This is a genomic window from Chryseobacterium sp. OV279 (genome assembly GCF_900128945.1).
GTDB lineage: Bacteria > Bacteroidota > Bacteroidia > Flavobacteriales > Weeksellaceae > Chryseobacterium.
On sequence record NZ_FQUD01000005.1, the window covers coordinates 46,259 to 68,416 of the forward strand.

At 36.9% G+C, this 22,158-nt stretch carries 22 protein-coding genes; 11 read left to right on the top strand and 11 right to left on the bottom strand.

Annotated elements, in window-relative coordinates:
• Entirely contained in the window at positions 1-1,590 is a 1,590-nt protein-coding gene (locus BUA72_RS21550) for a DUF4139 domain-containing protein (RefSeq protein WP_072925137.1), read from the top strand.
• A gap of 42 nt (positions 1,591-1,632) precedes the next feature.
• Complete coding sequence (gene murI, locus BUA72_RS21555; RefSeq protein WP_047454678.1) at positions 1,633-2,463, top strand: glutamate racemase; 831 nt, start codon at positions 1,633-1,635, stop codon at positions 2,461-2,463.
• A gap of 258 nt (positions 2,464-2,721) precedes the next feature.
• Here murI and BUA72_RS21560 read toward each other — a convergent pair whose 3' ends face one another.
• A complete protein-coding gene (locus tag BUA72_RS21560) occupies positions 2,722-3,321 on the bottom strand; it encodes a nitroreductase family protein (RefSeq protein ID WP_072925138.1) in 600 nt (199 codons plus the stop codon).
• A gap of 86 nt (positions 3,322-3,407) precedes the next feature.
• Between BUA72_RS21560 and BUA72_RS21565 the strand changes: the two genes are divergently transcribed.
• Entirely contained in the window at positions 3,408-3,758 is a 351-nt protein-coding gene (locus tag BUA72_RS21565; protein WP_047454682.1) for a winged helix-turn-helix transcriptional regulator, read from the top strand.
• Here the strand turns inward: BUA72_RS21565 and BUA72_RS21570 are convergent.
• On the bottom strand, positions 3,755-4,327 hold the full coding sequence (locus tag BUA72_RS21570; RefSeq protein WP_034729963.1) for an RsmD family RNA methyltransferase: 573 nt from the start codon (positions 4,325-4,327) through the stop codon (positions 3,755-3,757). The genes BUA72_RS21565 and BUA72_RS21570 overlap by 4 nt on opposite strands.
• A gap of 118 nt (positions 4,328-4,445) precedes the next feature.
• On the opposite strand from BUA72_RS21570, the gene BUA72_RS21575 reads away from it, so the two are divergent.
• Positions 4,446-5,684 (top strand): outer membrane beta-barrel protein, encoded by a 1,239-nt coding sequence (locus BUA72_RS21575; protein ID WP_047454928.1) that lies wholly within the window; start codon positions 4,446-4,448, stop codon positions 5,682-5,684.
• Between the two features lie 57 nt (positions 5,685-5,741).
• On the opposite strand, the gene BUA72_RS21580 is transcribed toward BUA72_RS21575, so the two are convergent.
• From BUA72_RS21580 to BUA72_RS21590, 4 genes are read right to left on the bottom strand one after another with little or no spacing between them, the layout of a single operon-like run.
• Positions 5,742-6,458, bottom strand: coding sequence for a DUF3822 family protein (locus tag BUA72_RS21580; protein ID WP_047454684.1), 717 nt, complete (start codon positions 6,456-6,458; stop codon positions 5,742-5,744).
• 18 nt (positions 6,459-6,476) lie between these two features.
• Positions 6,477-6,971 (bottom strand): Smr/MutS family protein, encoded by a 495-nt coding sequence (locus BUA72_RS24280; protein ID WP_047454686.1) that lies wholly within the window; start codon positions 6,969-6,971, stop codon positions 6,477-6,479.
• A gap of 32 nt (positions 6,972-7,003) precedes the next feature.
• A complete protein-coding gene (locus BUA72_RS21585; RefSeq protein WP_047454688.1) occupies positions 7,004-7,501 on the bottom strand; it encodes a metallophosphoesterase family protein in 498 nt (165 codons plus the stop codon).
• A 34-nt stretch (positions 7,502-7,535) separates the two neighbouring features.
• Positions 7,536-7,958 carry a hypothetical protein gene (locus BUA72_RS21590; RefSeq protein WP_072925140.1) on the bottom strand — a complete coding sequence of 141 codons (423 nt, stop codon included), beginning with the start codon at positions 7,956-7,958 and terminating at the stop codon, positions 7,536-7,538.
• Positions 7,959-8,055: 97 nt separating this feature from the next.
• Here BUA72_RS21590 and BUA72_RS21595 point away from each other — a divergent pair, with 97 nt between their 5' ends.
• A complete protein-coding gene (locus BUA72_RS21595) occupies positions 8,056-9,597 on the top strand; it encodes a serine hydrolase (protein ID WP_072925142.1) in 1,542 nt (513 codons plus the stop codon).
• A 236-nt stretch (positions 9,598-9,833) separates the two neighbouring features.
• On the opposite strand, the gene BUA72_RS21600 is transcribed toward BUA72_RS21595, so the two are convergent.
• The 3 genes from BUA72_RS21600 to BUA72_RS21610 form a co-directional block, all read right to left on the bottom strand.
• Positions 9,834-10,886 (bottom strand): T9SS type A sorting domain-containing protein, encoded by a 1,053-nt coding sequence (locus BUA72_RS21600; RefSeq protein WP_072925143.1) that lies wholly within the window; start codon positions 10,884-10,886, stop codon positions 9,834-9,836.
• Between the two features lie 585 nt (positions 10,887-11,471).
• A complete protein-coding gene (locus BUA72_RS21605) occupies positions 11,472-12,356 on the bottom strand; it encodes an archaemetzincin (protein WP_072925145.1) in 885 nt (294 codons plus the stop codon).
• Positions 12,337-12,813: a SixA phosphatase family protein gene (locus BUA72_RS21610; protein WP_034730788.1), complete on the bottom strand. Its 477-nt coding sequence runs from the start codon at positions 12,811-12,813 to the stop codon at positions 12,337-12,339. Before BUA72_RS21610 ends, BUA72_RS21605 begins: the two co-directional genes overlap by 20 nt.
• 115 nt (positions 12,814-12,928) lie before the next feature.
• Here BUA72_RS21610 and ruvX point away from each other — a divergent pair, with 115 nt between their 5' ends.
• From ruvX to BUA72_RS21640, 6 genes are all read left to right on the top strand, one after another.
• Complete coding sequence (gene ruvX, locus BUA72_RS21615; RefSeq protein ID WP_047454697.1) at positions 12,929-13,345, top strand: Holliday junction resolvase RuvX; 417 nt, start codon at positions 12,929-12,931, stop codon at positions 13,343-13,345.
• The gene (def, locus tag BUA72_RS21620) at positions 13,342-13,914 is read left to right on the top strand and encodes a peptide deformylase (protein WP_034730760.1); all 573 of its coding nucleotides are present in this window, start codon (positions 13,342-13,344) and stop codon (positions 13,912-13,914) included. The genes ruvX and def overlap by 4 nt, the downstream gene beginning before the upstream one ends.
• Positions 13,915-13,992: 78 nt before the next feature.
• Positions 13,993-14,550, top strand: a complete 558-nt coding sequence (locus BUA72_RS21625) for a DUF5606 family protein (protein WP_072925147.1) — start codon at positions 13,993-13,995, stop codon at positions 14,548-14,550.
• Positions 14,551-14,674: 124 nt separating this feature from the next.
• Positions 14,675-15,442, top strand: coding sequence for a nucleoside triphosphate pyrophosphohydrolase (gene mazG, locus BUA72_RS21630; RefSeq protein ID WP_034730756.1), 768 nt, complete (start codon positions 14,675-14,677; stop codon positions 15,440-15,442).
• Position 15,443: 1 nt separating this feature from the next.
• Entirely contained in the window at positions 15,444-16,526 is a 1,083-nt protein-coding gene (locus tag BUA72_RS21635; RefSeq protein ID WP_072925148.1) for an FUSC family protein, read from the top strand.
• A 2-nt stretch (positions 16,527-16,528) separates the two neighbouring features.
• Positions 16,529-17,413 carry a hypothetical protein gene (locus BUA72_RS21640; RefSeq protein WP_072925150.1) on the top strand — a complete coding sequence of 295 codons (885 nt, stop codon included), beginning with the start codon at positions 16,529-16,531 and terminating at the stop codon, positions 17,411-17,413.
• 28 nt (positions 17,414-17,441) lie between these two features.
• Here BUA72_RS21640 and BUA72_RS21645 read toward each other — a convergent pair whose 3' ends face one another.
• Together BUA72_RS21645 and BUA72_RS21650 are read right to left on the bottom strand one after the other, a co-directional pair.
• Positions 17,442-18,161: a hypothetical protein gene (locus BUA72_RS21645; protein WP_072925151.1), complete on the bottom strand. Its 720-nt coding sequence runs from the start codon at positions 18,159-18,161 to the stop codon at positions 17,442-17,444.
• 283 nt (positions 18,162-18,444) lie between these two features.
• Positions 18,445-22,158 carry a metallophosphoesterase gene (locus tag BUA72_RS21650; protein ID WP_072925153.1) on the bottom strand — a complete coding sequence of 1,238 codons (3,714 nt, stop codon included), beginning with the start codon at positions 22,156-22,158 and terminating at the stop codon, positions 18,445-18,447.

Below are 22,158 nucleotides of genomic sequence, written 5' to 3' on the forward strand. Positions count from 1 at the left end.
ATGAGAAAAAACTTACTATTATTTTTTCTTTTTTTTAGTGCTTTCTATTTTTCCCAAAAACCGATTTTTACAAAAGCAAAAGTTAATGCTGTGAATGTATACAGATCTTCTGCCGAGCTTCAGAATTCTGTGAGTGTTTCGCTTCCTTCAGGAACATCTGAGGTTGTCGTAACTAATATTTCAGATGAAATTGTGGAAAAATCTATACAGATTAATACAAATAATAAAGATATTTCTATCCTTTCTGCACAATACACTAGCGGCTACAAATCGAATTATTTTGAGAATAATAATCCTAACAGGAAAAGAATTAAAGACAGCATTGCCATCTTAGAAAATCTCAGTACAAAAATCAATATTGAGCGACAGACGAATGAAAAAACATTGGAACTGTTAGACAAAAATCAGGGACTGTTGGTGGGAAGCAATTCCTCCACTGTAGCCCAACTGATGCAACTGACCGAATATTATAAGACCAAAAGAAACGAAATAAGCATAGCACAGCTTGATATCAATAAAAAATATACGCAAACCATTCTGAAACTTGAGACTTTAAGAAATCGTCTGAAAGCCAATACAGAAGCTGAAGAAACTTTTTCTGATGGCGTTCTTGTTCTGAGAATTGTAAGTGGTGCAGGAGGAAATGCAAAAATGGATCTGGGGTATTTGGCGGAAAATGTTTTTTGGGAACCGTTTTATGAAGTGAAAGGTAATAAACTGACTGAGCCTTTAGATGTGACTTTTAAAGCAAAGGTAAGACAGGATACCGGACTTGACTGGAAAGGAGTAAAGCTTTCGCTGATCAATGCAAGATCTTCAAGAAATAATGAGGCTCCAACTATGAATCCATGGTTTTTGAATTCTTACAAGAGTGAAGAAAGAGAAACCTACAGTTATTCCAGCAAAAAAGATACTATACGATCGCATAATATTGAGGAAGTCGTTATGGTAGGCTATGGCGTTAAAATCAATGAAAATCAGTTAAATGTAAGTTTTGATCCGGATATTCCTTATGATATTCTATCAAACAATGAAGATCATTTTATCAATCTAAAACAGATAAAACTTCCGGCGGAATATAAATATTATACCGTTCCAAAATACAATACCACGGCCTATTTGGTCGCAGATATTAAAGATTTTAATAAGTACAATCTGATTTCAGGTGGTGCCAGTGTGATTTTTGAAAATATGTATGTAGGTGAAACCAGAATCAATCCCAATCAGACAAACGATAAAATGAGCATTACCCTTGGTGATGACAAGAAGATTAGTATACGCAAGGAAATGGTAAATGATAAGGCAAGTGAAAAATTATTCTCTTCCTATCAGGAAAAAACGATTACTTACGATCTTGTTGTCCGAAATAATAAAAAGGAAGCCATCAATATTGAGATCCGGGATCAGATTCCTTTGAGTAAGGATGAATCTGTAAAGATCGAACTTCTTCAAAGTGATAACGCAGACCTGGATAAAGAGAAAGGATTTTTACTGTGGAACGTTAAAATTTCATCATCTGAAACAAAAAAAATCAGGGTAAGCTATAAAGTAAGATACCCGAAAGATTTTTCAATCAGCAATCTTAATTAAATAGACGATTATTCACTATTTTTGTATAAAATTTCAGCTCACTTGAAAACTAAAAAGCAAGACTATTCACATCTTTCACCAAGCCAGCCTATCGGTATTTTCGATAGTGGGGTGGGAGGACTTACCGTAGCCAAAGAAATCAAAAGACTTCTTCCTCATGAGGACCTGATTTATTTCGGAGATACCAAGCACCTTCCGTACGGTGAAAAGTCCAAAGACGCCATCATTGAATATTCTACCAAGATCACCAATTTCCTGCTTCAACAGAACTGTAAAGCGATTGTTATTGCCTGCAATACGGCTACTGCGAATGCTTTGAATGAAGTAATGCAGTCGGTGAATGGGAAAGTTCCTGTCATTGACGTTATTAATCCGGTTGCAGAAAAAGTGGCCTATGAGATTCATAATAATGTAGGGGTGATTGCAACGAAAGCAACAGTGAATTCAGGACTGTATAAGAAAAGCATCAGAAAGCAGAATAAATGGATTAAAGTAGATGAACTAGCTACACCTTTGCTGGTTCCTGCCATTGAAGAAGGATTCAAGAATCATCCTATCACGCATGCCATCATCTATAATTATCTGAGCAATAAAAAGCTGAAAAATATTGAAACGTTAATTCTTGGTTGTACGCACTACCCGTTATTGATTGATGAGATCAAACAGTATTACGGAAACAGAGTCCGTGTAATCGATTCTCCCAATATTGTAGCCAATCATCTGAAGATTATCCTGGATAAATACCACCTTCTGAATGATAATAATCCAAAACCAAACTATCATTTCTATCTTTCGGATCTGACGAAAAACTTTGAGAAAATCTCCAAGAAATTTTTCGGAAAGACCATAGATTTGGAATTGAAAGTATTATAATACAAAAAGCTGTTTCTCCTGAAACAGCTTTTATTTTTTGTGGAAATATCATCAATGACTTGAAGATGGAAGATGGAAGTTACTATTGGGTAGTAAGTACTTAACAATTCCTTTTAATGTATTGAAGTAGTTTTAAAAAGATTAATAAAGGCAACCTGTATTTCTATCTTTGGACTTCAATACCTTCCCTCTTCGAGCTTCTGACTTCCTTACATAATGATAAAAACTGAAATGCCTTATCCCGGACTCAGGTTAAAATTAAGATTCTAAAATCACCATTTCACGGTTCAGTCTTCTTTTAGGAGTTGTTGCCGGATGATTGCTGTCACTGTCAGCTCTTTCACCAATCGCAACGGCGAAAAGTGTTTCGTAAGAATCATTTTTCAGGATAGCGTCATATTTTTCAGGCTCAATTCCTTCCATCGGCGTAGAATCAATTCCCATCGTGGCACATGCGGAAAGAAAAACACCCAGCGATAGATAAACCTGATGCCCAAACCATGAGCGGATGGCCTCTTCACCGTTGGGTTTTACCATCGTTCTGTAGTAATTCACGGAACCTTCAGGAAGATTTTCTTCGATCTGTCTTTCAAATTCTTCCGGATTTTTCATCATTTGGAATACAATCACATGGCTGCTTTCCAATACTTTTTCTTTGTTAAAATAAGATGCTTCCGCCAGCTGTTCCTTTAGTTCAGGCGTATTCACGAAAATAAAATTCCATGGCTGACTGTTGATCGAAGATGGACTTAGATTAAGAATCTCTTTCAATTCTGCAATCTGCTCTGCATTTATTTTTCCCTGAGGATTATACTTTTTGACTGTATACCTCTTTTTCATTTGTTCTAAAAAATTCATAAATTATTGTACTATCATTTTTATAGTTACAAAAGTAATTTAAGTTTATTACCTTTGCAATAACGGTAAAAAAGGATAGTATAAAAATGTATACAATAGATAACAAAGAATATCCGTGCTGCACCAGCGTTACGATGAAGTTTATAGGAGGGAAATGGAAAGCTGTAATTTTATTTCATCTGACGGATGGTGCCAAAAGATATAATGAACTAAGGAAATTAATTCCTACGATTACAGAAAGAACCTTAAGTCTGCAGCTGAAACAGCTGGAAGAAGATCATATCGTCAACAGGAAAGTATATACGGAAAAGCCTCCTTTGATGGTAGAATATACATTGACGGATTTTGGAAAAACACTGCTCCCGGTGATTGAAGCGATTACCCATTGGGGAATTGCTGCACCGGATCTTTCCGTAAAAAAAATAATCAGGAATTAAATTTCCTGATTATCTTCTTTATTCGCTTCGAAAAAACTGAAACTTACATTTCCGTACTTTCGGGTATCTACTAAATTGGGGTGTTCCAATTTCATTCTGCTCTGATGTTCTATGATCAGAACACCGTTTTCCTTCACATATTTATTGTTCAGAACTAAAGACAGCAGTTCGTAATATTTCTTTTCTTCCATTTCAAAAGGAGCGTCAGAAAATACGATCTCGAAACTTTTTTTGTTTCTGAATTTTTTAAGCCAGTCGAAAACATCACCTCTCTGAACATTCACCTGCTGAGACATATCCAGCTCTGAAGCCGTAGAATTGATAAAGCTTGTGTGTTTTGGATTCAGTTCCACTGAAGTGACATCCTGACATCCTCTGGATGCAAATTCGAAAGTGATAGAACCGATGCCTGCAAAAAGATCAAGCACCGAAATAGACTGCATGTCATATTTGTTTTCCAGGATGCTGAATAGCGCTTCCTTAGCAAAATCCGTTGTAGGTCTTACGTCAAAATTTTTAGGAGCGGCTATTTTTTTGGCTTTCCACTTGCCTGAGATTATTCTGTACATACTGAAAAATTATTAGGCAACGAAATTACTAAATGTTGGCTAATAAAAAGAATTTAGTCATAAAATATTCGATAGTCGGGTGATAATGGCTATTTTCGCGGTTGAAAAAAGAATGATTATGAACAAACATTTATTGACATTTTTACTTGGTGTCATTTTATGCGTACAATTATCTGCGCAAAACAACTTTGAAAAAGGTTATATCATTAACAATGACGGAAGCAAGATTGAAGGATTGATAAAAAATATGGACTGGAACAGGTCTCCTTCGCAGATAGAATTTAAGCAGGACAACAATGCATCTTCTAAACTAATAGGGATTGATGTTATAAAGGAATTTGAAGTTGATGGAAAGGCAAAGTATGTAAGATCTGAAGTGGAGATTGATATGTCCAGTGATGATACCAGTTCTTTGGATGATGATGAAAAGCCCTCATTTACTAAAAAGACGGCTTTTCTTAAAGTTATTGTTGAAGGAGAATACACTTTGTACGGATACAGTAATGAAAATATAAAACGTTTTTTCTACCAGAAAGAGGATAAAAAAGAACCGTTGGTTTTTAAACGGTATATGATTTCGGGATCAAGTATTGCTAAAAACAATACATTCATCAAGCAGCTGCAGGCTTTATCAGACTGTGACCATATTAAAGCATCACAGGTTTCAGGTCTTGAATACAGAGAAAGTGATCTAAGAGATATTTTTATCAAATTCAACAGCTGTAAAAATGCAGACTATAAGAGTTTCGAGAAAAAATTACAGAAAAGCTTTTTCCATGTTTCTTTGAGACCTGGAGTGAACTTTTCATCTTTAGATATTACTAATGAAAAAAGAGCAGATATTTTCGGATCGGATTTTGGTAGCCAGACGAACTTCAGAATCGGGGTAGAGCTTGAATATGTAATGCCGTTTAACAATAACAAATGGGCAATTATATTAGAACCCACTTATCAATATTTCAAAAAAACAGAAAAAGATGTTCCTACAACTACGATCTTAGGTGAAACTGTATCAAACAGAGCAAGCGTACAATATTCTTCAATTGAAGTTCCAATCGGGGTGAGATACTATGCATTTCTAAATGAGAAATCTAAATTTTTCTTCAATGCTTCATTTATTTTTGATGTACCTGTAGGAGAATCTGAAGCGGTATTCCAAAGATATCAGTTTGCTGATGAAAAAATAAAGATAGGATCTGCTACCAATTTCGGATTTGGAGTAGGTTATAAATACAATGACAGATTTAGTGTAGAATTTAATATGCACACGAAAAGAAGTATATTTGAAAATGAAAGCAGTACCTATTCTGCAGACTACAAAAACTTCTCTGTTATATTAGGATATACGTTATTCTAAATGGTATAAAATTATATGAAAAAGGTACTGTCTGAAACAGTACCTTTTTTTATGTGATTAATTAAGTATAAAATTCTTATTGGGAACGTTGTCGTAAACGATCCTCATGTTCTTGACAAACTTCTGAAGTTCAGAAATAAAGGTTTCATTTTCCGTAGTTTCGCCGTATGCATAGAAGTTGGTTTCATTGATACCAAAGCCAATCTTACTTAGGGTAAACATCACGAAATAAAGAAAATCTACTTCAGAATTCACATCCAGGTTATTGTATAAAATCACCTTCTTGTTATCGATGGCAAAAAACTCACACTGGTTGTGGTATAAATTGATATGAATTTCTTTATTGTTTTTATTATTGATAGAATTTAAAAACTTCTCTCCTGAAAAATTAAAATGAACCGGAACCGCCAGCTCTTTTATTTTCTTATAAAAGTTTTTAGGGAACGTATAATAAAACTGTACTCCGAATCTTTTATTCACAGAAAGCATCAGCTCTTCTTTTTCCTTATCTGCAGGAGCGTTAAAAGCAATCAGTTCAAAACCTGCATCATGTTCTGAAAATCCTTCCGGCATCAGGGTAAAATGATTCAGTGCAGAGATCACATGGATCTCTTCAAACCTTTGCTTAAGAAGAATTTCATCAAGTTTATCCTCGATGAGATTTTCCGGTGTTTCTTCGGTAACGAAATAAGACTTTTCCTCCAGAATGCTTTTGTTCTTTGCAATCTGGCAGATTAATCCGTCTTTGGTAAAAAGTAAATTAAGTACGTTCATATTTCAATTGATGCAAATTTAGTGAAATTCTATCATAACGGCACCTGATTGATGGTGAAGTATTTCCTTATTGTAAAAATCAATATCCGACTGGCTTTCCAAAACATCCATAACCATTCTTTGCAGCGTTCCGTCACCAATGCCATGAACGATTTCTAACCTTTTCAGGTTATGTTTTCTACAGAAATCAAGAACTTCCATCAGTTTTGCTTTTTGAATGAAGAGCCTTTCAAAACTGTCATAATCACTGGGATTTTTAACCAGATAATGAAAATGCAGGTCGAGAACCATATGATTTTTCTGGTGCTTTTTAGAAACTACTTTCTTCGGTTCTGCTTTTTTTTCCACCCGAATATTTTCATAAAGATCAGCGTTTTTTGGAACCAGTTTTTCTTTTGGATACTGATAGGTAAATCCATATTCATCTTTAAAAACAACGATATTGCCTTTCACAGAAGTGATTGTCCCGCTTAAATCTTCATCTACCACAGAAACTTTGTCCCCGATTTTCATGTATTGTGCCTCTTCTTTTATTATTTTAAAAATTAATTCTTCGGTCCCAGTTCAATGATCTCGAGATCTTTCACTTCATCGCCTTCCACCACAAAGCGCATCATGGTTCTCACTTTATGCCATCCCTGTTTTCCGCAGGCTCCCGGGTTCAGATGAAGAAGATTATTCTTTTGGTCAAACATCGCCTTCAGAATATGAGAATGTCCAGAAATAAATAACTTCGGAGCCTTTTCAGAGATTTCTTTATTGGTGATTGGCGTATATTTTCCGGGATAACCTCCGATATGGATCATCAGAACTTCAAGATCTTCACAGAAAAAACGGTTTACTTCAGGAAACTCAGCCCTGATTTTCGCGTTATCTATATTTCCGTAAACTCCTTTTAACGGTTTTATCTTTTCGAGTTCTTCAATAACTTCGATGCTTCCAAAATCTCCGCAATGCCAGATTTCATCAGCCTGAGACGCATATTCTAAGATACGGTCATCTATATAGGAGTGGGAATCAGAAAGCAGAAGGATTTTTGTCATGAAAATCTGAAATTTGTGCAAAGTTAGGAAAGATTTATTTCTCAGCTATTTTAATAAATCTTTTTAACACCAAGCTATTATCCGGAAGTTTTGATACTATAAATTTACCATTAATTGCTGGAAATTTGGGATTGGTTATGATGATGGTGGTGTCAGAATCCATTTGCCAGAATCCACGGTGGCGATACAGCTTTAATTTGTCAGCTTCAATTCTTTCTATTATTGCCGTGGCACACGCTGGCTCCGCATTAAGTGATACAATTGTTCCGTTCTTTTTAAACCGGATTCCACCCCATTTTTGATCAAAAGTTTTCTGACTTTTATAGATGTAAGTCAATCTATCTAATTTTGCCAGCTTCCATGTGTGGAAAAGAAATGAAGCATCAATCTTATTCTGACTTTTAAAGGAAAGAACTGCGAAACATACGAATAGAAGGCTATAAACTGATTTTTTCATTCAGATAAAATTGAAAGTGGGCAAAATAGATAAATTTTTCTCTGTTACAAAATTTGGGTCGCTGAATATTTACTAAATTTGAGAAAATTAAAAAAAAATGAAGCAGAAATTTTCTTTTTTACTTTTTCTCGCAGCGGTAGGGCTCTTCAATGCTCAGGTTGAAGAAAAAAAATTGGATGAACTGATCCAGAATACCTTAAAAACTTTCGATGTGCCCGGAATGTCCGTTGGGATCATAAAAGATGGAAAAGTGATCTATTCCAAAGGTTTCGGACAACGTTCCTTAACCACCAAACAACCGATGGATGATAATACATTGGTAGGAATCGCTTCTAACTCAAAAGGATTTACGTGTACTGCGCTGGCTATTTTAGCCGATGAAGGAAAATTGAACTGGGACGATAAAGTTTCAAAATACATCCCTGAATTTCAGATGTACGATCCATACGTTTCCCAAAACGTGACCATAAAAGATCTTATTACACACAGAGCCGGATTAGGTTTGGGGCAGGGCGACCTGATGTTCTTTCCTGAAGGCGGAAATATGACCGTTAATGATATTATTCACAACGTCAGATATCTGAAACCTGAAAATCCTTTCAGAACTAAATTAGACTATAATAATGTCATGTTCATTGTTGCCGGAGAAGTAATCCACAGGATTTCCGGGTTAAGCTGGGCGGAATTTATTGAGCAGAGAATTATGAAACCGGTTGGTATGACTTCAAGTTTCGGAAGTTATAACAGAGCTAAAGCTGTAGCCAACAAGATTGATGCTCACGCTCCTGTAGACGGAAAAGCCATTGCCGTTCCACACGACTGGAATGAAACAGGGAATGCAGCAGGAGGAATTATGAGTAACATTAAAGATATGACCACCTGGGCAGACTGTCTTTTAAATAATTTTACCACGAAAGACGGTAAAAAACTGGTTTCCGATAAAAATGTACAACAGTTATGGAGCTTACAGATTCCGGACAGAGTCGCAATGAAAAATCCTTATGATACCAGTTTTTACGGGTATGGATTAGGCTGGTTCTTAAGTGATGTTAAAGGGCACAAGCAGATTCAGCATACAGGAGGTCTTATTGGAACCGTTACCCAGTTTACACTGATCCCCGATTTGAAATTGGGAATTGTAGTACTTACCAACCAGCAGTCAGGAGCGGCTTTCAACTCGATCACAAATACAGTGAAAGATTCTTACCTTGGAGTGGCAGACAGAAACTGGCTGAAAACCTACGGAGAAAGAATGACGAAAGTTAATGCTGAGTATGATAAACAGAAAAAAGAGGCCTTTGCTAAATCTGAAGCCTTCAAAAAAGAAAAAAATCTTCAGCCGAAAGCAGAACAGTTCATAGGAAAATACAATGATCAATGGTTTGGAGATGTAGAAATTTCACAGCAGGGAAATACATACAGAATTTCATGTAAAAATTCTCCACGTCTGAAGGGAGAGTTACTTCCTTATTCCAACAATTCATTCATCGTTAAATGGGACGACAGAAGCTATGATGCTGATGCCTACATTATTTTTAATTATGATGAAACCGGAAAAGCAGAATCTGCCAAATTAAAACCGATTTCAGATGTCACCGACTTCAGCTTCGATTTTGATGATCTGGATCTGAGAAGATAAATAAGGATACATAGTTAATTAAATAACTTAATAATATTCAATAGGAACGGGCTTTAGCCCGTTTTTTTATTAATTACAGGCAAATAGGCTTTAGCCAAATCCTAAAAAAAAGAGCTCCAATATTCGTTTGAGCTCTTCTGGTGTATAGATGATATGTGATTAGAAAGTGTAAGAGAGAAGTTATTACGAGTCTAAAGAGTGTAACTTCAAACCTCCCTCTTCCAGCTTCCAATATTTTAATTCTTAATAAACTTCTTAATAACATCCCCGATTTGAATAATATAAGCGCCTTTTGTCAACGGGCTTACATCAATGGAATCACGCTCCATTTTTCCCGAAAGTACAAGGTTTCCAATCATCCCGAAAATCTTATAATCCTGTGACGGAGCATTCTGAACTTTTAATGTTTCCTTAGCCGGATTGGGATAAATTGATGTTTTGCGGTCACGGTTTTTTTGATCTGAAACTGATAAAGCGGCCAAATCTGCTTTTAACACAGAACCTGCAAAAAAGTCAGTGACATAGATGATATTCTCTTTCACAGCTAACCCTGAGGGATAATCAAATCCGGTGGAAACAAGACCAGTGGAAACAGTTGAATTGGGTTGAGTGATATTAATTTTAGATACTTTAGAAGCACCCGCTTCACAGATAAACAGATCTTTTCCATGGAAAGCAAGACCTGATGGATAGCTTAATCCCTGTGCTATTGTGGTAGGACCGGTTGATGTAGTCATATCAAATTTTGAAAGTCTTCCTTCAAACCGTTCTGTAAAATAAATGACATTATTAATAATCTCGATTTCAAACGGAGATTGTGCCGATACTACATCAATCAGTTGGGGATTAGGCTGGCTTACATCTATTTTAGCAATTTTATTATCTCCTTCAAGAGCCATATACAGCTCATTTCCTACGAATTCAAGACCAAGCGGACTGCTTATTCCTCCCAGTATAACTTGCGGACTTGGATGAGGAAGAGCAAGATCAACTTTAGAAAGTCTGCCCGCTCCAAATTCTGAAACGTAAAGAATATTATCCTTTAACGCAAGACCATATGGACGGTTAACTCCTGTCACCACATCAACAGGTGCAGCACCCGGATCATCAATATTTACTTTAACAACCTTGTCCAGATAATAAATACCGATATACATCGTATTGCCATCAATAACCATCGGATTGGGAGTGCCCAGATTGTCGATAAGTACATTAGCTGAAGCTTGCGAATACATGTTGTTTCCCGCTAAAAGCAGAACTAAAACTAAGAGATAAAGTTGTCTTTTCATTTTATTTTTATTTAGAATAATTAAATTTAGACAAAAGTACTTTATTAAAAATAAAATCGTGAAGGGTCTGACAAATATCATAAACAAAGGAAAGCAATGCTTACTGTAAAAAAATATTGAACCATAAATAGAATTGGTCCATTGATTATAAATGTCGGGTATCTTATTTTTTAATGCTTTTAATTGAAAATCCTGTTATTCAATAGGAACGGGCTTAGTCTAGTTTTGATCGGAAGAAAAATTTCCGACCAATAGATTTTTAGGATTCATTTTTTTATTGATTATTTTTTATGGCAAAGGAAAACAATGATTTATTTTCTTTGAATACTGTTATTAAGATAAACAAAGGCGTAAACTTATCAATGTAAGACAAGGGCAATTCCTATTGTTTTATTTCTTAAAATAGGCGAAGCAGCTTTATTATTTAGCCCAATTATCAGGTATGAAAATACGTAATTCGTAAAATGATTATTAATTGAAAATCATGTTAATCAATAGAAACGGGCTTCAGCCCGTTTACACATATAGATCGGTAGAATCCGGCTTTAGCCAAAACCTTATTAATGATATTTTATACAGAAAAAATTATTTCAAAAGATGAAGATCCTGCTCAGCCCTGGAAAGCTCAGAATTTAAATGCTGTTTTTCAAAGAAATGTTTCAGATCCAGAAGCCGTTTCTTAGGATCATATTGAATGCTTGAATGTAATTTCTGCTGACAGAGCGAACACGCTCTTGCAAAGTGGAAATCAGTTTCAGGAAGTGTATTGGTTCCGTTCATCACACAGTTCGCATTCAGACAATGGTTGAGCCCGAACATATGTCCAATCTCGTGGGAACTTACTTTGATTAATCTTTCGAGGCTTTCATTAAAATTAGAATCTGTCAGGCCTCCGTTTGCAAATCTGTACATAGAAGTTACTCCCACACCGTCCTGATACGATGCGATGCCGAAAACATAATTCCATTCAGGTCTTGGATAAAGATCTTTTTCCGTGATTCCCATGAAGACTACGGCGTTTTTAGGTTTTCGCTTCATAAGAATGCTGTCCAGAACATGTCCTGCCAAAATCTGTTCCTGACCGTCTCTGAAAATTCTTCTCGCAGTTTTTGGAAAGATAGTGTTGGATAAAAGGGGAAGAACCTTCGTTTGCAGCTGAAAATATGTACTTAAATACTCACGGGTAAGTTCTATTTCTTTTTTCTGCAATTCATTGAATTCTCCAATGGGCTGAAGATAGATTGTATTTTTCCCCGGTTCCGGTTTTATTTTCTTCAGCTTCTGAAAATCGTCGAAAGTCTGAAACTTTTCGTCCCGCGAATATCTCCAGTCGCCGGGTTTGGCTTTAGGGAGCTGAACATCGTTTACAGCAATGGTTTCAATATAAGTCTTCTCCTTTTTGTGACAAGAAAAAAAGAGTAAGAGTGTAATCAGATAAAAAAAGATAAAATTATATTTTCCCTGGTTCATAAAAGAAAAGCAGTCTCTTTTTGGCACCGTCAAATTCAGACCACGAATTGCAGTCTATTTCAAAACCGGCTACTCCGCAGGTCGGGAAATGAAAAATATCTTCAGAGATGGAATTCGCAAAATTGGATATTCCGTTGTTGTGGGAGAAAAGAGCCACAGAGCCTACGCTGTCATCCAGGTCGTAGATTACAGATTCAAAATTTCTTTCCGAAGGATTATAAAGTTTATCCTCCGTAGCCACTTTAAGCTGGTAGGTTTGATTAAAGATCTTGCACGTATTCAGTGCGCGCACCGCCGGGCTTGAAACAAAATGATCAATAGAAATATTATTGCTTTTCATGAATCTGGACATGTTCATCGCATCTTTCAATCCCTTGTCTGCCAAAGGTCTGTCGAAGTCCTCCGTTTCTTCCGGCCAGTCGCTTTTCGCATGTCTTACGAGGATGAGTTTCTTCATATTTTCGTTTTTTGGAAGATTAAAATTATAAAAAAAATAATGGAATAAAACATGATTTTCATAAAAAAACTGCGTTATGAATAAAATCATTAAATTTTACTAAATTTGCACACTTATGGGACAGATCCTTGCGATAGACTACGGAAAGGCACGCTGCGGCATCGCTGCAACAGATGATATGCAGATTATTGCCAGCGGCCTGGATACCGTTGAGACACGATTTTTGATGGAATTCCTGAAAAAGTATTTCACGGAAAACAAAGTGGATGATGTGGTAGTAGGCCTTCCTACAGACTTGAAAGGAAATGTTTCCGAAGTGGAGACGGATATTTTAAAATTCATTGAAGCATTTCAGAAAGAATTTACGGATATCACGGTCCACCGTTTAGATGAAAGATTTACCTCTAAAATGGCTTCTTTTTTTATTTCCCAAAGCGGAAAAAGCAAGAAAAAGAGACAGGAAAAGGGGTTAATAGATAAAGTAAGTGCAACTATCATACTGCAGAATTTTTTAGAACAAAGAATAAGATGATTTTACCGATAAGAGCTTTTGGGGATCCTGTTTTGAGAAAAGTAGGGAAAGATATAGACAAAGATTATCCCGGTTTACAGGAACTTATAGATAATATGTTTGAAACGATGTACAGTGCCAACGGCATAGGCCTTGCTGCACCGCAGATCGGATTGGACTTACGCCTGTTCGTGATCGACGTGACGCCTCTTGCGGATGACGAAGATTATGAGGATATCAAAGACGAACTGGCTGATTTTAAGAAGGTTTTCATTAATGCAACGATTCTTGAAGAATCCGGCGAAGAATGGAAATTCAATGAAGGATGTCTTTCTATTCCGGATGTAAGAGAAGATGTAAAGAGAAAAGGAACAATCGTTATTGAATATTATGACGAAAATTTTGTGAAACATACAGAAACTTTTTCCGATATTAGAGCCCGCGTAATTCAGCATGAATATGATCATATTGAAGGCGTACTGTTTACCGACCATTTGAGCGTATTGAAGAAAAAACTCGTAAAAGGTAAACTGACGAAAATCTCACAGGGTGAAGTAAGCATCAGTTACAAAATGAGATTTCCAAAGTAATTTAAACAAGGATTAAAAACAAAATAATAAAAAGCAAAAAGCCCCGTGCCTATTGCAGAATTTACAAAAAATAATAATATGCTGTTAGAAAAAATAATTTCAATTTCTGGAAAGCCAGGACTTTTCAAATTAGTTTCTCAATTAAGAAACGGTTTTATCATTGAAGATGTTACTACCAAGAAAAAAGTAAGCATTGGAAACTCAAGCCAAGTGAGTTTACTGGATAATATTGCTATGTTTACATTTGATAAAGAAGTTCCTTTGTTCGAAGTTTTTGAAAATATTGCTAAAAATTACGAGTATAAAGAAACTATTTCTCACAAATCTTCTGACGAGATTCTTAAAGATTTTATGACGGCTTCTCTTCCTAACTATGATACAGACAGAGTATATGCTTCAGATATTAAGAAACTGGCTCAGTGGTACAACCTTCTTCAGAAAGCAGGATATATTACTCCTGAAAGCTTCGTAAAAGCAGAACCTGAAACATTGGATGGTGTACAGGAAGAAGTAACTCTTGACAAAGATGCTCCTAAAAAAGCAGCGCCAAAAACTGAAAAGCCTGCCGCTCCAAAAGTAAAAGCTACTTCTGCAGCAAAAGCAGCTCCAAAAAGTACGCACACTAAAAAAGGATAATCTATCCTGGATTTAAAATATAAATCTCTGTCAGAATTTTCTGACAGAGATTTTTTTATCACCAATTTAAAACGGCTTAATTAAAGATTTACCCTAAATTTGCATCACTTTGAATTCTCGATTTATGAATACCAGACAGGAAAAACTAGAAGCTTTCGGAAGATTGTTAGACATCATGGATGATTTGCGTGAAAAATGTCCGTGGGATCAGAAGCAGACGTTGCAGTCTCTTCGTCATTTGACGCTCGAAGAAACCTATGAACTTTCGGATGCTATTTTGCAGGAAGATTTACAGGAAATCAAAAAAGAGTTGGGCGATGTTTTGCTGCATCTTGTTTTTTATTCTAAAATAGGATCGGAGAAAGAAAGTTTCGATATTGCAGATGTCATCAATTCTTTAAATGAAAAACTGATCTTCCGCCATCCCCATATTTACGGTGATACAGAAGTGAAAGATGAAGAAGAAGTGAAGCAGAACTGGGAAAAACTGAAGCTTAAAGAAGGAAATAAATCTATTTTAGGCGGTGTTCCCAAAAGCCTTCCAAGTTTGGTAAAAGCCTACAGAATTCAGGATAAAGTAAAAGGAATCGGATTTGAATTTCACGATGCGGAGGATGCCTGGAAAAAAGTAGATGAAGAGATTCAGGAATTCCACGAAGAAACAGATCCGGATAAAAAAGAACTGGAGTTGGGAGATGTATTTTTCTCTCTCATCAATTATGCCAGAATATCTGGGCTGAACCCGGATTCTGCACTGGAAAGAACCAATTTAAAATTCATCTCAAGATTCCAGAAAATGGAAGTGCTTGCAGAAGAATCCGATTTGAAGCTTGCTGACCTGTCTTTGGAAGAAATGGATGTGCTATGGGAGAAAGCGAAACTGATGCCATAATATGAAGGTACAGCGCCCCGTACACCACCGGTTTCAGTATTTGCTGGAGTTCAAAAAAACAGAAAGGAAATGGCATTTTCCGTTCCTTGCAGCGCTTTACATTGGAAGTTGTCTGTTCATCGGATATTTTTTAGGAAAACCTAATTATGGAAGCTTGTCCAGTTTGGGAGCTCTGACGATTTTATATTTCACTTCAGCGCCTATCACTCAGAGGATGGTGCATCTGGCAGTGTGTGCATTCGGTATGGTTTTCTCCTTTACGATCAGTCTTTTTTTCAGCTTTAATGCGTATGCGGCAGGTCTGTCTTTGGGAGTTGTATCCTTTCTTGCCCATTTTATTACCTCATATTTTAAAATTCCTCCACCCGGAAATTTTTTCTTTATTATGCTTGCGGCCATGGCAAGCACCTATCAGTTTGATCTTGAAATGATTCCTACGCGGGTTGGACTTGTAGCCATGGGAGCGATCTTATCCTGCACGTTGGCATTTCTGTACTCTGTCTTTATCGAAAAAGGTGATATTTTATCGGTACCGAGAAGACGAAAATTTAATAAAAGAAGATACACTAAATTTGTAGAAAGCAGCATTATCGGCTTCTTTATGATGTTAACGCTTATTGTGGGACATCTTCTGAAATTTGAAAATACCTATTGGATCTCCATCGCTGCAGTAGCCATTATTCAGGGCAGGAATTTTGAACATGTCCGCCAAAGGAATATGCACAGGATCCTGGGAACCTTTATTGGAATAGGTTTTGCATGGCTCATCCTGCTGTTTGATCCTGCAAAAATAGAAATGATTATCATTATTACGATCCTGCAGTTTATTATTGAATTGCTTATTGTAAGAAACTACGGTTTTGCCGTGATATTTATAACCCCATTAACGATCCTTCTGACGGAAACGGGCAGCCTTGTTCATCATCATGTAGAAAACCTGATGCATGCGAGACTTCTGGACACCATTATCGGAAGTTTAATCGGGCTGGCGGCTGGTTTTTTTCTTCACCATCAGCAGATTATTAATAACTTAGAGAAAAATATACGGTACTCGTATTTTCAGTTTAAAAAATTAAATAAATAGCTATGTTGCGTATTCTTACCCTATCCGCTTTTTTACTGTGGAGCTGTAATCCGAAAGCTCAGGATACCCCTAAAACTGATGAATTGACAGTGGAATTTACCTTGCCTAAAAAACTGAAAGAAGTGTCAGGGATGGTTCTGTCCCAGGATAAAAATACCATTTGGGCTATAGAAGACCAGGGAAATAAAAACATAGTCTACGGTTTGGACAAACAGGGCAAACTGGTAACGGATGTTCTGGTAGAAAATGCTGAAAACAACGACTGGGAAGATATTACAAAAGACGCTCAGGGAAATATTTACCTTGGCGATTTTGGAAATAATGAGAACGACAGACAGAATCTGGCTATTTTAAAGCTGGATTTAAAAGATGCGACCCAAAAAGTATCGAAGACCGTTCAGACCACAAAATTTCATTATGAAGGACAGACTGAATTTCCTCCAAAGAAATCAAATCTGCTGTATGACTGCGAAGCTTTCGTAGAAATGAACGGAAACTTCTATCTTTTTACCAAGAACAGAAGCAAAGGTTTTGACGGAACTTTTCTGGTATTCCAGGTTCCTAATAAAGAAGGGGATTTTGAAGCGAAATTAATAGGGAAATTAAAGCTTGACGGGAAGTACAGCGATGCGGCTATTACTTCAGCTGCTTTGAACAGTACACAGGATAAAATCATTCTGCTTACCCATAAAAATATCCATGTTCTTTCAGGATTTACAGCAGATAATTTCAATACTTCCAAAATTGAAAAAATATCTTTAAATCACAATTCCCAAAAAGAAGCAATTCTTTTCCTTGATGATAAAACTCTTCTGATTGCGGATGAAAAGGATAAAGATACCGGTGGAAATGTATATAGATTTGAATTTAACCCTCAAGCCAAATAATGGCAAAAGGGTTAAATCCAAAAATATCTTATGGAGTAAGATAAGAAATGTGAATATTCCCGGCAGATAATCTGAAACTTTGGGTATACACACAACGTACTCTGAAGGTATCATCCTTATTAAAATACGTAATAGATGACAGGTTGTGATTCACAGCAAGGGTGCGCTCGCCGTGTCCTGTAGAGATGGACGCCAGTGTTTCCGTTGCCGGAGAAACCTTTTGTATAGACGATTTTGCCGTTCCTGCGGTGTATCCGTTTCCGTTTAAGCTCAGATCATACGTAATATACGGAACGATGTTGTAAAACCCGGGCTTTACCACTGTAAATAATCCTGTCGTAGAGTTATACTTCAGATAAGTATTATCCACTTTATTGCTCACATTATAAACATAGCTTTTGGCATAGCTGTCATGCGTGCTTACAGGGTTACTTCCCGTTCCCGTATAACTTCCGGTACTTGGATTGGTATCCGTCTTATTCCCGACAAATACTACTTTTAAAAAGTTCTGAGATTCAATAGTGCCCCAAGTGGGTGCAGATCCGGCTCCGGTTGACATTAAAACTTCACCGCGGTTTCCTGAGTTTCCTCTTGTTTTTGCGTTTCCGCCTACATTAAAGTCTTTGACTACCTGAAGGCTTCCGTTGACGTGTAAAGTACTTTGTGGTGTTGGGGTTTCTATACCCACTTGTGCGTGTACGTTTAAGGACATGACAAATAATGCCATGTATAATAGCGTTTTTTTCATCCAATAGTTTGTTTTTGTTGAAATAATTTAAAACAAATATAGATTCTTTTTAAAACATTGAATTTTTAAAAGATGTACAAACATATTGGGCTATGGGTGTAATTGTTTGAAGCCGTGGATGATATGAATTGGCTTTCCTGATCGTATTTGCTTTATTTGTAACGATTTACAAATAAAAATGGAGGAATTTTAAATTTTAATTAAATTAGAGTTAATATATAAAATACAGCACTCTGAGTTATGAAACGCAGAGTTTGGAGTGAAAAGTGGAAACCAAACCAGTTTAAAAAGTCATCCCCACACCCGCAGAAATTCTGCCTCCATCCGAACCGTGAAAATAATTCAGTCTTGCGGAAAACATATCTACAACGCTCATCCAGAAACCGGCTCCTACAGACTGATGCCACTTCGTAGAATCTTCATTGTCATTCCATACACGGCCAATATCATAACCGATAAGAACGCCCATATTGGCAGGTATAATATTGTTTCTTACCCTTCCGAAATCCCAACGGATCTCAGAGTTGTTAGTAAAATAAGACTTCCCTGAGAATCTGTCATTTCTGAAAGCTCTCATTCCATTGTTTCCACCGATGCTTGCGGCCTGATAGAATTCAAAATTGTTATTGCTGATCCACATCGCATTACTGGAGTTGGCAAAAACGAAATTTCCTCTTTTATCAAGTCTGTGATCGAGCGTCAGGGTTCCGTTCAGAGTGAAGAAATTCTTTTCCGTATGGGCAAGGTTTGTTCTCCAGTCTGCATTCATTAATAATTCCAATCCTAAGGTAGGGAAGGCTGTATTATCTAAATTTTTGAAACTGAATGTATAGTTGGCTCCTGCAAACTGCTGGCTCTTGAAAACCTCAGGTCTTACGTCCGGAGACTGGTCTACAAAACGGTTTCCTTTCTGCTGAACCTTATTATCCTCAAACGTCAGCTGGAACTGATGCTGAAGGTTCATCCAGCTTTTTTTAGAGATAGACGGAGCGAAATTAAACTTGGAAATTCTTGCTCGGTTGTATTCCCTTTCCGTATTTTCTTTGTCGTATTTACTTTCGTTAGACAGTCCGAAGAAGTTTTCGGAAAATCTAGGTGTCGTATAAGCTGCATCCAGATTGAAATCCCAGCCTGATATGGCCTTTTTGAAGATTCCTTTATAGGCAACGTTAAATCCGCCGGTTGCCGTATAAAAATTAGCTCTCAGACTATGTTTTTGTGTATAAGGATCGCGGATGAAATTATTCACGGTATAATTAGCCAGAACCCCTATGATCACTCCGTCATCCGGGTTGTAATCTAAATTCGGATACCCGGCAAAGAAATTGTATTTCGGATGCTTGTAGTTGTACGTGTTGATATCATAATCATCAGAAATATTTTTCGTCCCGGAACCGTTGTAGGTATTTTTCTGGGATTTAAAATCATAAATTTTCACGCTCTTTCCGTCAGCGATATTGTACACATCGTGATTATAGCCTCCAACAAGCCTGATGTTCATCTTTGGTCTTCCATCTCCTGAAACATCATAAATATCATCATCTTCAAGGCCGTAAATCCAAAGTTCTTTTGTTTTGGAATCATCGTAAGTTTTCTCAAAAACCAATTCAGGATTTTCTTTGTTCTTGTCTAATTTATATTGTTTTACCGTAACGGAATGACCGTTTTTGGTAATAACAAACTGATCAGGATTTACCGTTCCTGCCAGAGAAACTTTTTTCTGCAGCACGTCATAATACTGAGCCGCATAATCCTGAAGCTTTGTTTTCCTTACTTTTAATTTTCTCTGAATATCTGCAATGGTTTCATCCTTTACTTCTTTCGGAAGATTGGTGAAGGCATCGTCGATATCAGCATCCGTAAGATGTTCCTGGATATATTTCGCCTGTGCGGTCCATTCTTCCTGAGTGGCTCCTTTTAAGAAAAGAATATCCATTGGATACGGTTCCATATTCATCCACTTCACATTTTTGATTTCTTCTTTAAAAGTCTTCATGTGGCGGATCGCCGGAACATTCATGATAATTTTGAAAGCAGCACCATCATATTTGCTGAAAGCCTGGTCTCTGTCTTTAGGAATCGGTTTGTAAATCACTTTATCTCCGTCCTGGTATTCCGCCCATTTCCACTGATCTGAATGTCTGTCCCAGTCGCCGATCAGCATATCAAATAACCTTGCTCTGATATACGATTCACGGTCTACGGAATATTTATAATTTTTGGTGAAATTTTTCAGAACATCATCTGTAGAAACAATGTCTTTGGCATTATCCAGTGAAGCCAATGTTTTAGGATCGGAAGAAAAACGCTCTTCGATCATATACATTTCATCCCCGTAATTTTCATTGTATTCTCCTAAAGCATATTGCTTCGGAATATAATATAATCTTGGATTGCTGTGGAAAATATTCAGCTTATCCGCCATATTTCCTACTGAAAAAGGCGTAAACGGATGATTGGTCGTATAAAAATCAAGCAGGAACTTTTCAGGAAATGTATTGTTCAGTTCATTCCCGAAAGTACTCTTTTTAAAAGCCATATTGTTCAGGAAACGGACAGCACTCTTTTTTACGCCACGCATTACAAATTCCTGCCCGTCCGCAGCCTTGAGTCTTAAGCTGTTCGACTGATTTCCGCCACCTTCTCTGAAAGGAGTAAATCCTCCGTTCAATGAAGCCAGATCTCCGGTTGGAGCATCCACCGGGATTCCGTAATATTTTCTGTAGTGTTCGCCCCAAAGCCAACGGTAAACGCCTCCTTTTTGGGTAAGTTTTACAGGATAAACGCTGGACTTAACTGTTCCCGGAAATGATGTTGGATAATTGTTGACGAATACATCCGGTTTTGAGATCACTGAAATATGGGTAAGCTTTTTCAGATGGTTGTCTTTTGTAGAGAAATATTCTACATCTGTACTTTGGTCTTTTCTGATATTAAGAACTGCAAAACCGCTGCCTCCGTAAGAAAAATCAGTCTTTTCAGCGATGGTGGAAGGATCTGTTTTAGAACCGGCACCACTTACGATCTGTCTGATATTTCTTTCTTCGTGATACTGCAAATTATGATCATGTCCGGAAACGAAAATAATGTTTTCTTTATCCTGAACGATACTTTTCAACCGGTTAGCCAGATCTGCATAATGCTGATTGTTGATATCCTCAAGACTTGCTCCTGAAGAACTTCTCAAAACGTTGATCACACTCGCAACCACCGGAACCGGAATCTTGCTTTTCAAAGGATAAAGATGCGATTTCGCAGAATTGAATCCTGCATGTGTACCACTGCTGATCACCGGGTGATGAAGGGCCACAATGATTCTTTTATCCTGGTTTTTAGTCACAAGATCTTTAAATTCTGTGAAGAAATCTTCGCGGGTTTTAATCGTACAGTTTTTATTGACGCCCGGGTACTGATCCCAGTTGACCAATGCCCATTCGGTGTCTATAACGATAAGTTTAATGTCTTTTGATAAGTTGATATCATCGATACCACAGGAATTTTTGGGAAGGAACGCTTTTTTATCATTGAAATAGGCCTTCACCAGATCTTCCTGAGCTTTTAAACCGTCCAGACCACTGTTCCAGTCATGATTTCCGGGAATAACAAGTGTTTTTCCCTTGAAATTTTTGGTGATGGCAAGCTGGTTTTCCAGTTTCTGTTTGGCCAGTGCATAATCTTTGTCAGACTCCTTCGGCATTCCGTTGGGATAAATATTATCACCAAGAAAGATCAGCATAGAGTTGCTGTCTGCGGAATCCAGTTTGTTTTTGAGTAAATTTAAAGTGTTTTGCGCCTGAGTTTCATCTGAGTTTCCGGCATCCCCGATCAGGAAAACCTTAAAATCATTTTCAGATTTTATATCAGAATTTTTAACTTCAAATAAGTTTTTACCCTTTTTTACGTTATATGTTGCGCAGGAATAGAGAACTCCAGCAGACAATACTGCTCTAAAGGCAATAGAAGTATTTTTTAAATGAGTTTTAAAGGATAAATTCAT

Coding starts and splice junctions, on each gene's coding strand:
- mazG (WP_034730756.1), top strand. CDS start 14,675: ATGAATACCAGACAGGAAAAACTAGAAGCTTTCGGAAGATTGTTAGAC.
- BUA72_RS21645 (WP_072925151.1), bottom strand. CDS start 18,161: ATGAAAAAAACGCTATTATACATGGCATTATTTGTCATGTCCTTAAAC.
- BUA72_RS21570 (WP_034729963.1), bottom strand. CDS start 4,327: ATGTACAGAATAATCTCAGGCAAGTGGAAAGCCAAAAAAATAGCCGCT.
- BUA72_RS21590 (WP_072925140.1), bottom strand. CDS start 7,958: ATGAAAAAATCAGTTTATAGCCTTCTATTCGTATGTTTCGCAGTTCTT.
- BUA72_RS21640 (WP_072925150.1), top strand. CDS start 16,529: ATGTTGCGTATTCTTACCCTATCCGCTTTTTTACTGTGGAGCTGTAAT.
- BUA72_RS21605 (WP_072925145.1), bottom strand. CDS start 12,356: ATGAACCAGGGAAAATATAATTTTATCTTTTTTTATCTGATTACACTC.
- BUA72_RS21550 (WP_072925137.1), top strand. CDS start 1: ATGAGAAAAAACTTACTATTATTTTTTCTTTTTTTTAGTGCTTTCTAT.
- def (WP_034730760.1), top strand. CDS start 13,342: ATGATTTTACCGATAAGAGCTTTTGGGGATCCTGTTTTGAGAAAAGTA.
- BUA72_RS21565 (WP_047454682.1), top strand. CDS start 3,408: ATGTATACAATAGATAACAAAGAATATCCGTGCTGCACCAGCGTTACG.
- BUA72_RS21580 (WP_047454684.1), bottom strand. CDS start 6,458: ATGAACGTACTTAATTTACTTTTTACCAAAGACGGATTAATCTGCCAG.
- BUA72_RS21635 (WP_072925148.1), top strand. CDS start 15,444: ATGAAGGTACAGCGCCCCGTACACCACCGGTTTCAGTATTTGCTGGAG.
- BUA72_RS21595 (WP_072925142.1), top strand. CDS start 8,056: ATGAAGCAGAAATTTTCTTTTTTACTTTTTCTCGCAGCGGTAGGGCTC.
- BUA72_RS24280 (WP_047454686.1), bottom strand. CDS start 6,971: ATGAAAATCGGGGACAAAGTTTCTGTGGTAGATGAAGATTTAAGCGGG.
- BUA72_RS21625 (WP_072925147.1), top strand. CDS start 13,993: ATGCTGTTAGAAAAAATAATTTCAATTTCTGGAAAGCCAGGACTTTTC.
- BUA72_RS21600 (WP_072925143.1), bottom strand. CDS start 10,886: ATGAAAAGACAACTTTATCTCTTAGTTTTAGTTCTGCTTTTAGCGGGA.
- BUA72_RS21575 (WP_047454928.1), top strand. CDS start 4,446: ATGAACAAACATTTATTGACATTTTTACTTGGTGTCATTTTATGCGTA.
- BUA72_RS21560 (WP_072925138.1), bottom strand. CDS start 3,321: ATGAATTTTTTAGAACAAATGAAAAAGAGGTATACAGTCAAAAAGTAT.
- BUA72_RS21650 (WP_072925153.1), bottom strand. CDS start 22,158: ATGAATTTATCCTTTAAAACTCATTTAAAAAATACTTCTATTGCCTTT.
- BUA72_RS21585 (WP_047454688.1), bottom strand. CDS start 7,501: ATGACAAAAATCCTTCTGCTTTCTGATTCCCACTCCTATATAGATGAC.
- ruvX (WP_047454697.1), top strand. CDS start 12,929: ATGGGACAGATCCTTGCGATAGACTACGGAAAGGCACGCTGCGGCATC.
- BUA72_RS21610 (WP_034730788.1), bottom strand. CDS start 12,813: ATGAAGAAACTCATCCTCGTAAGACATGCGAAAAGCGACTGGCCGGAA.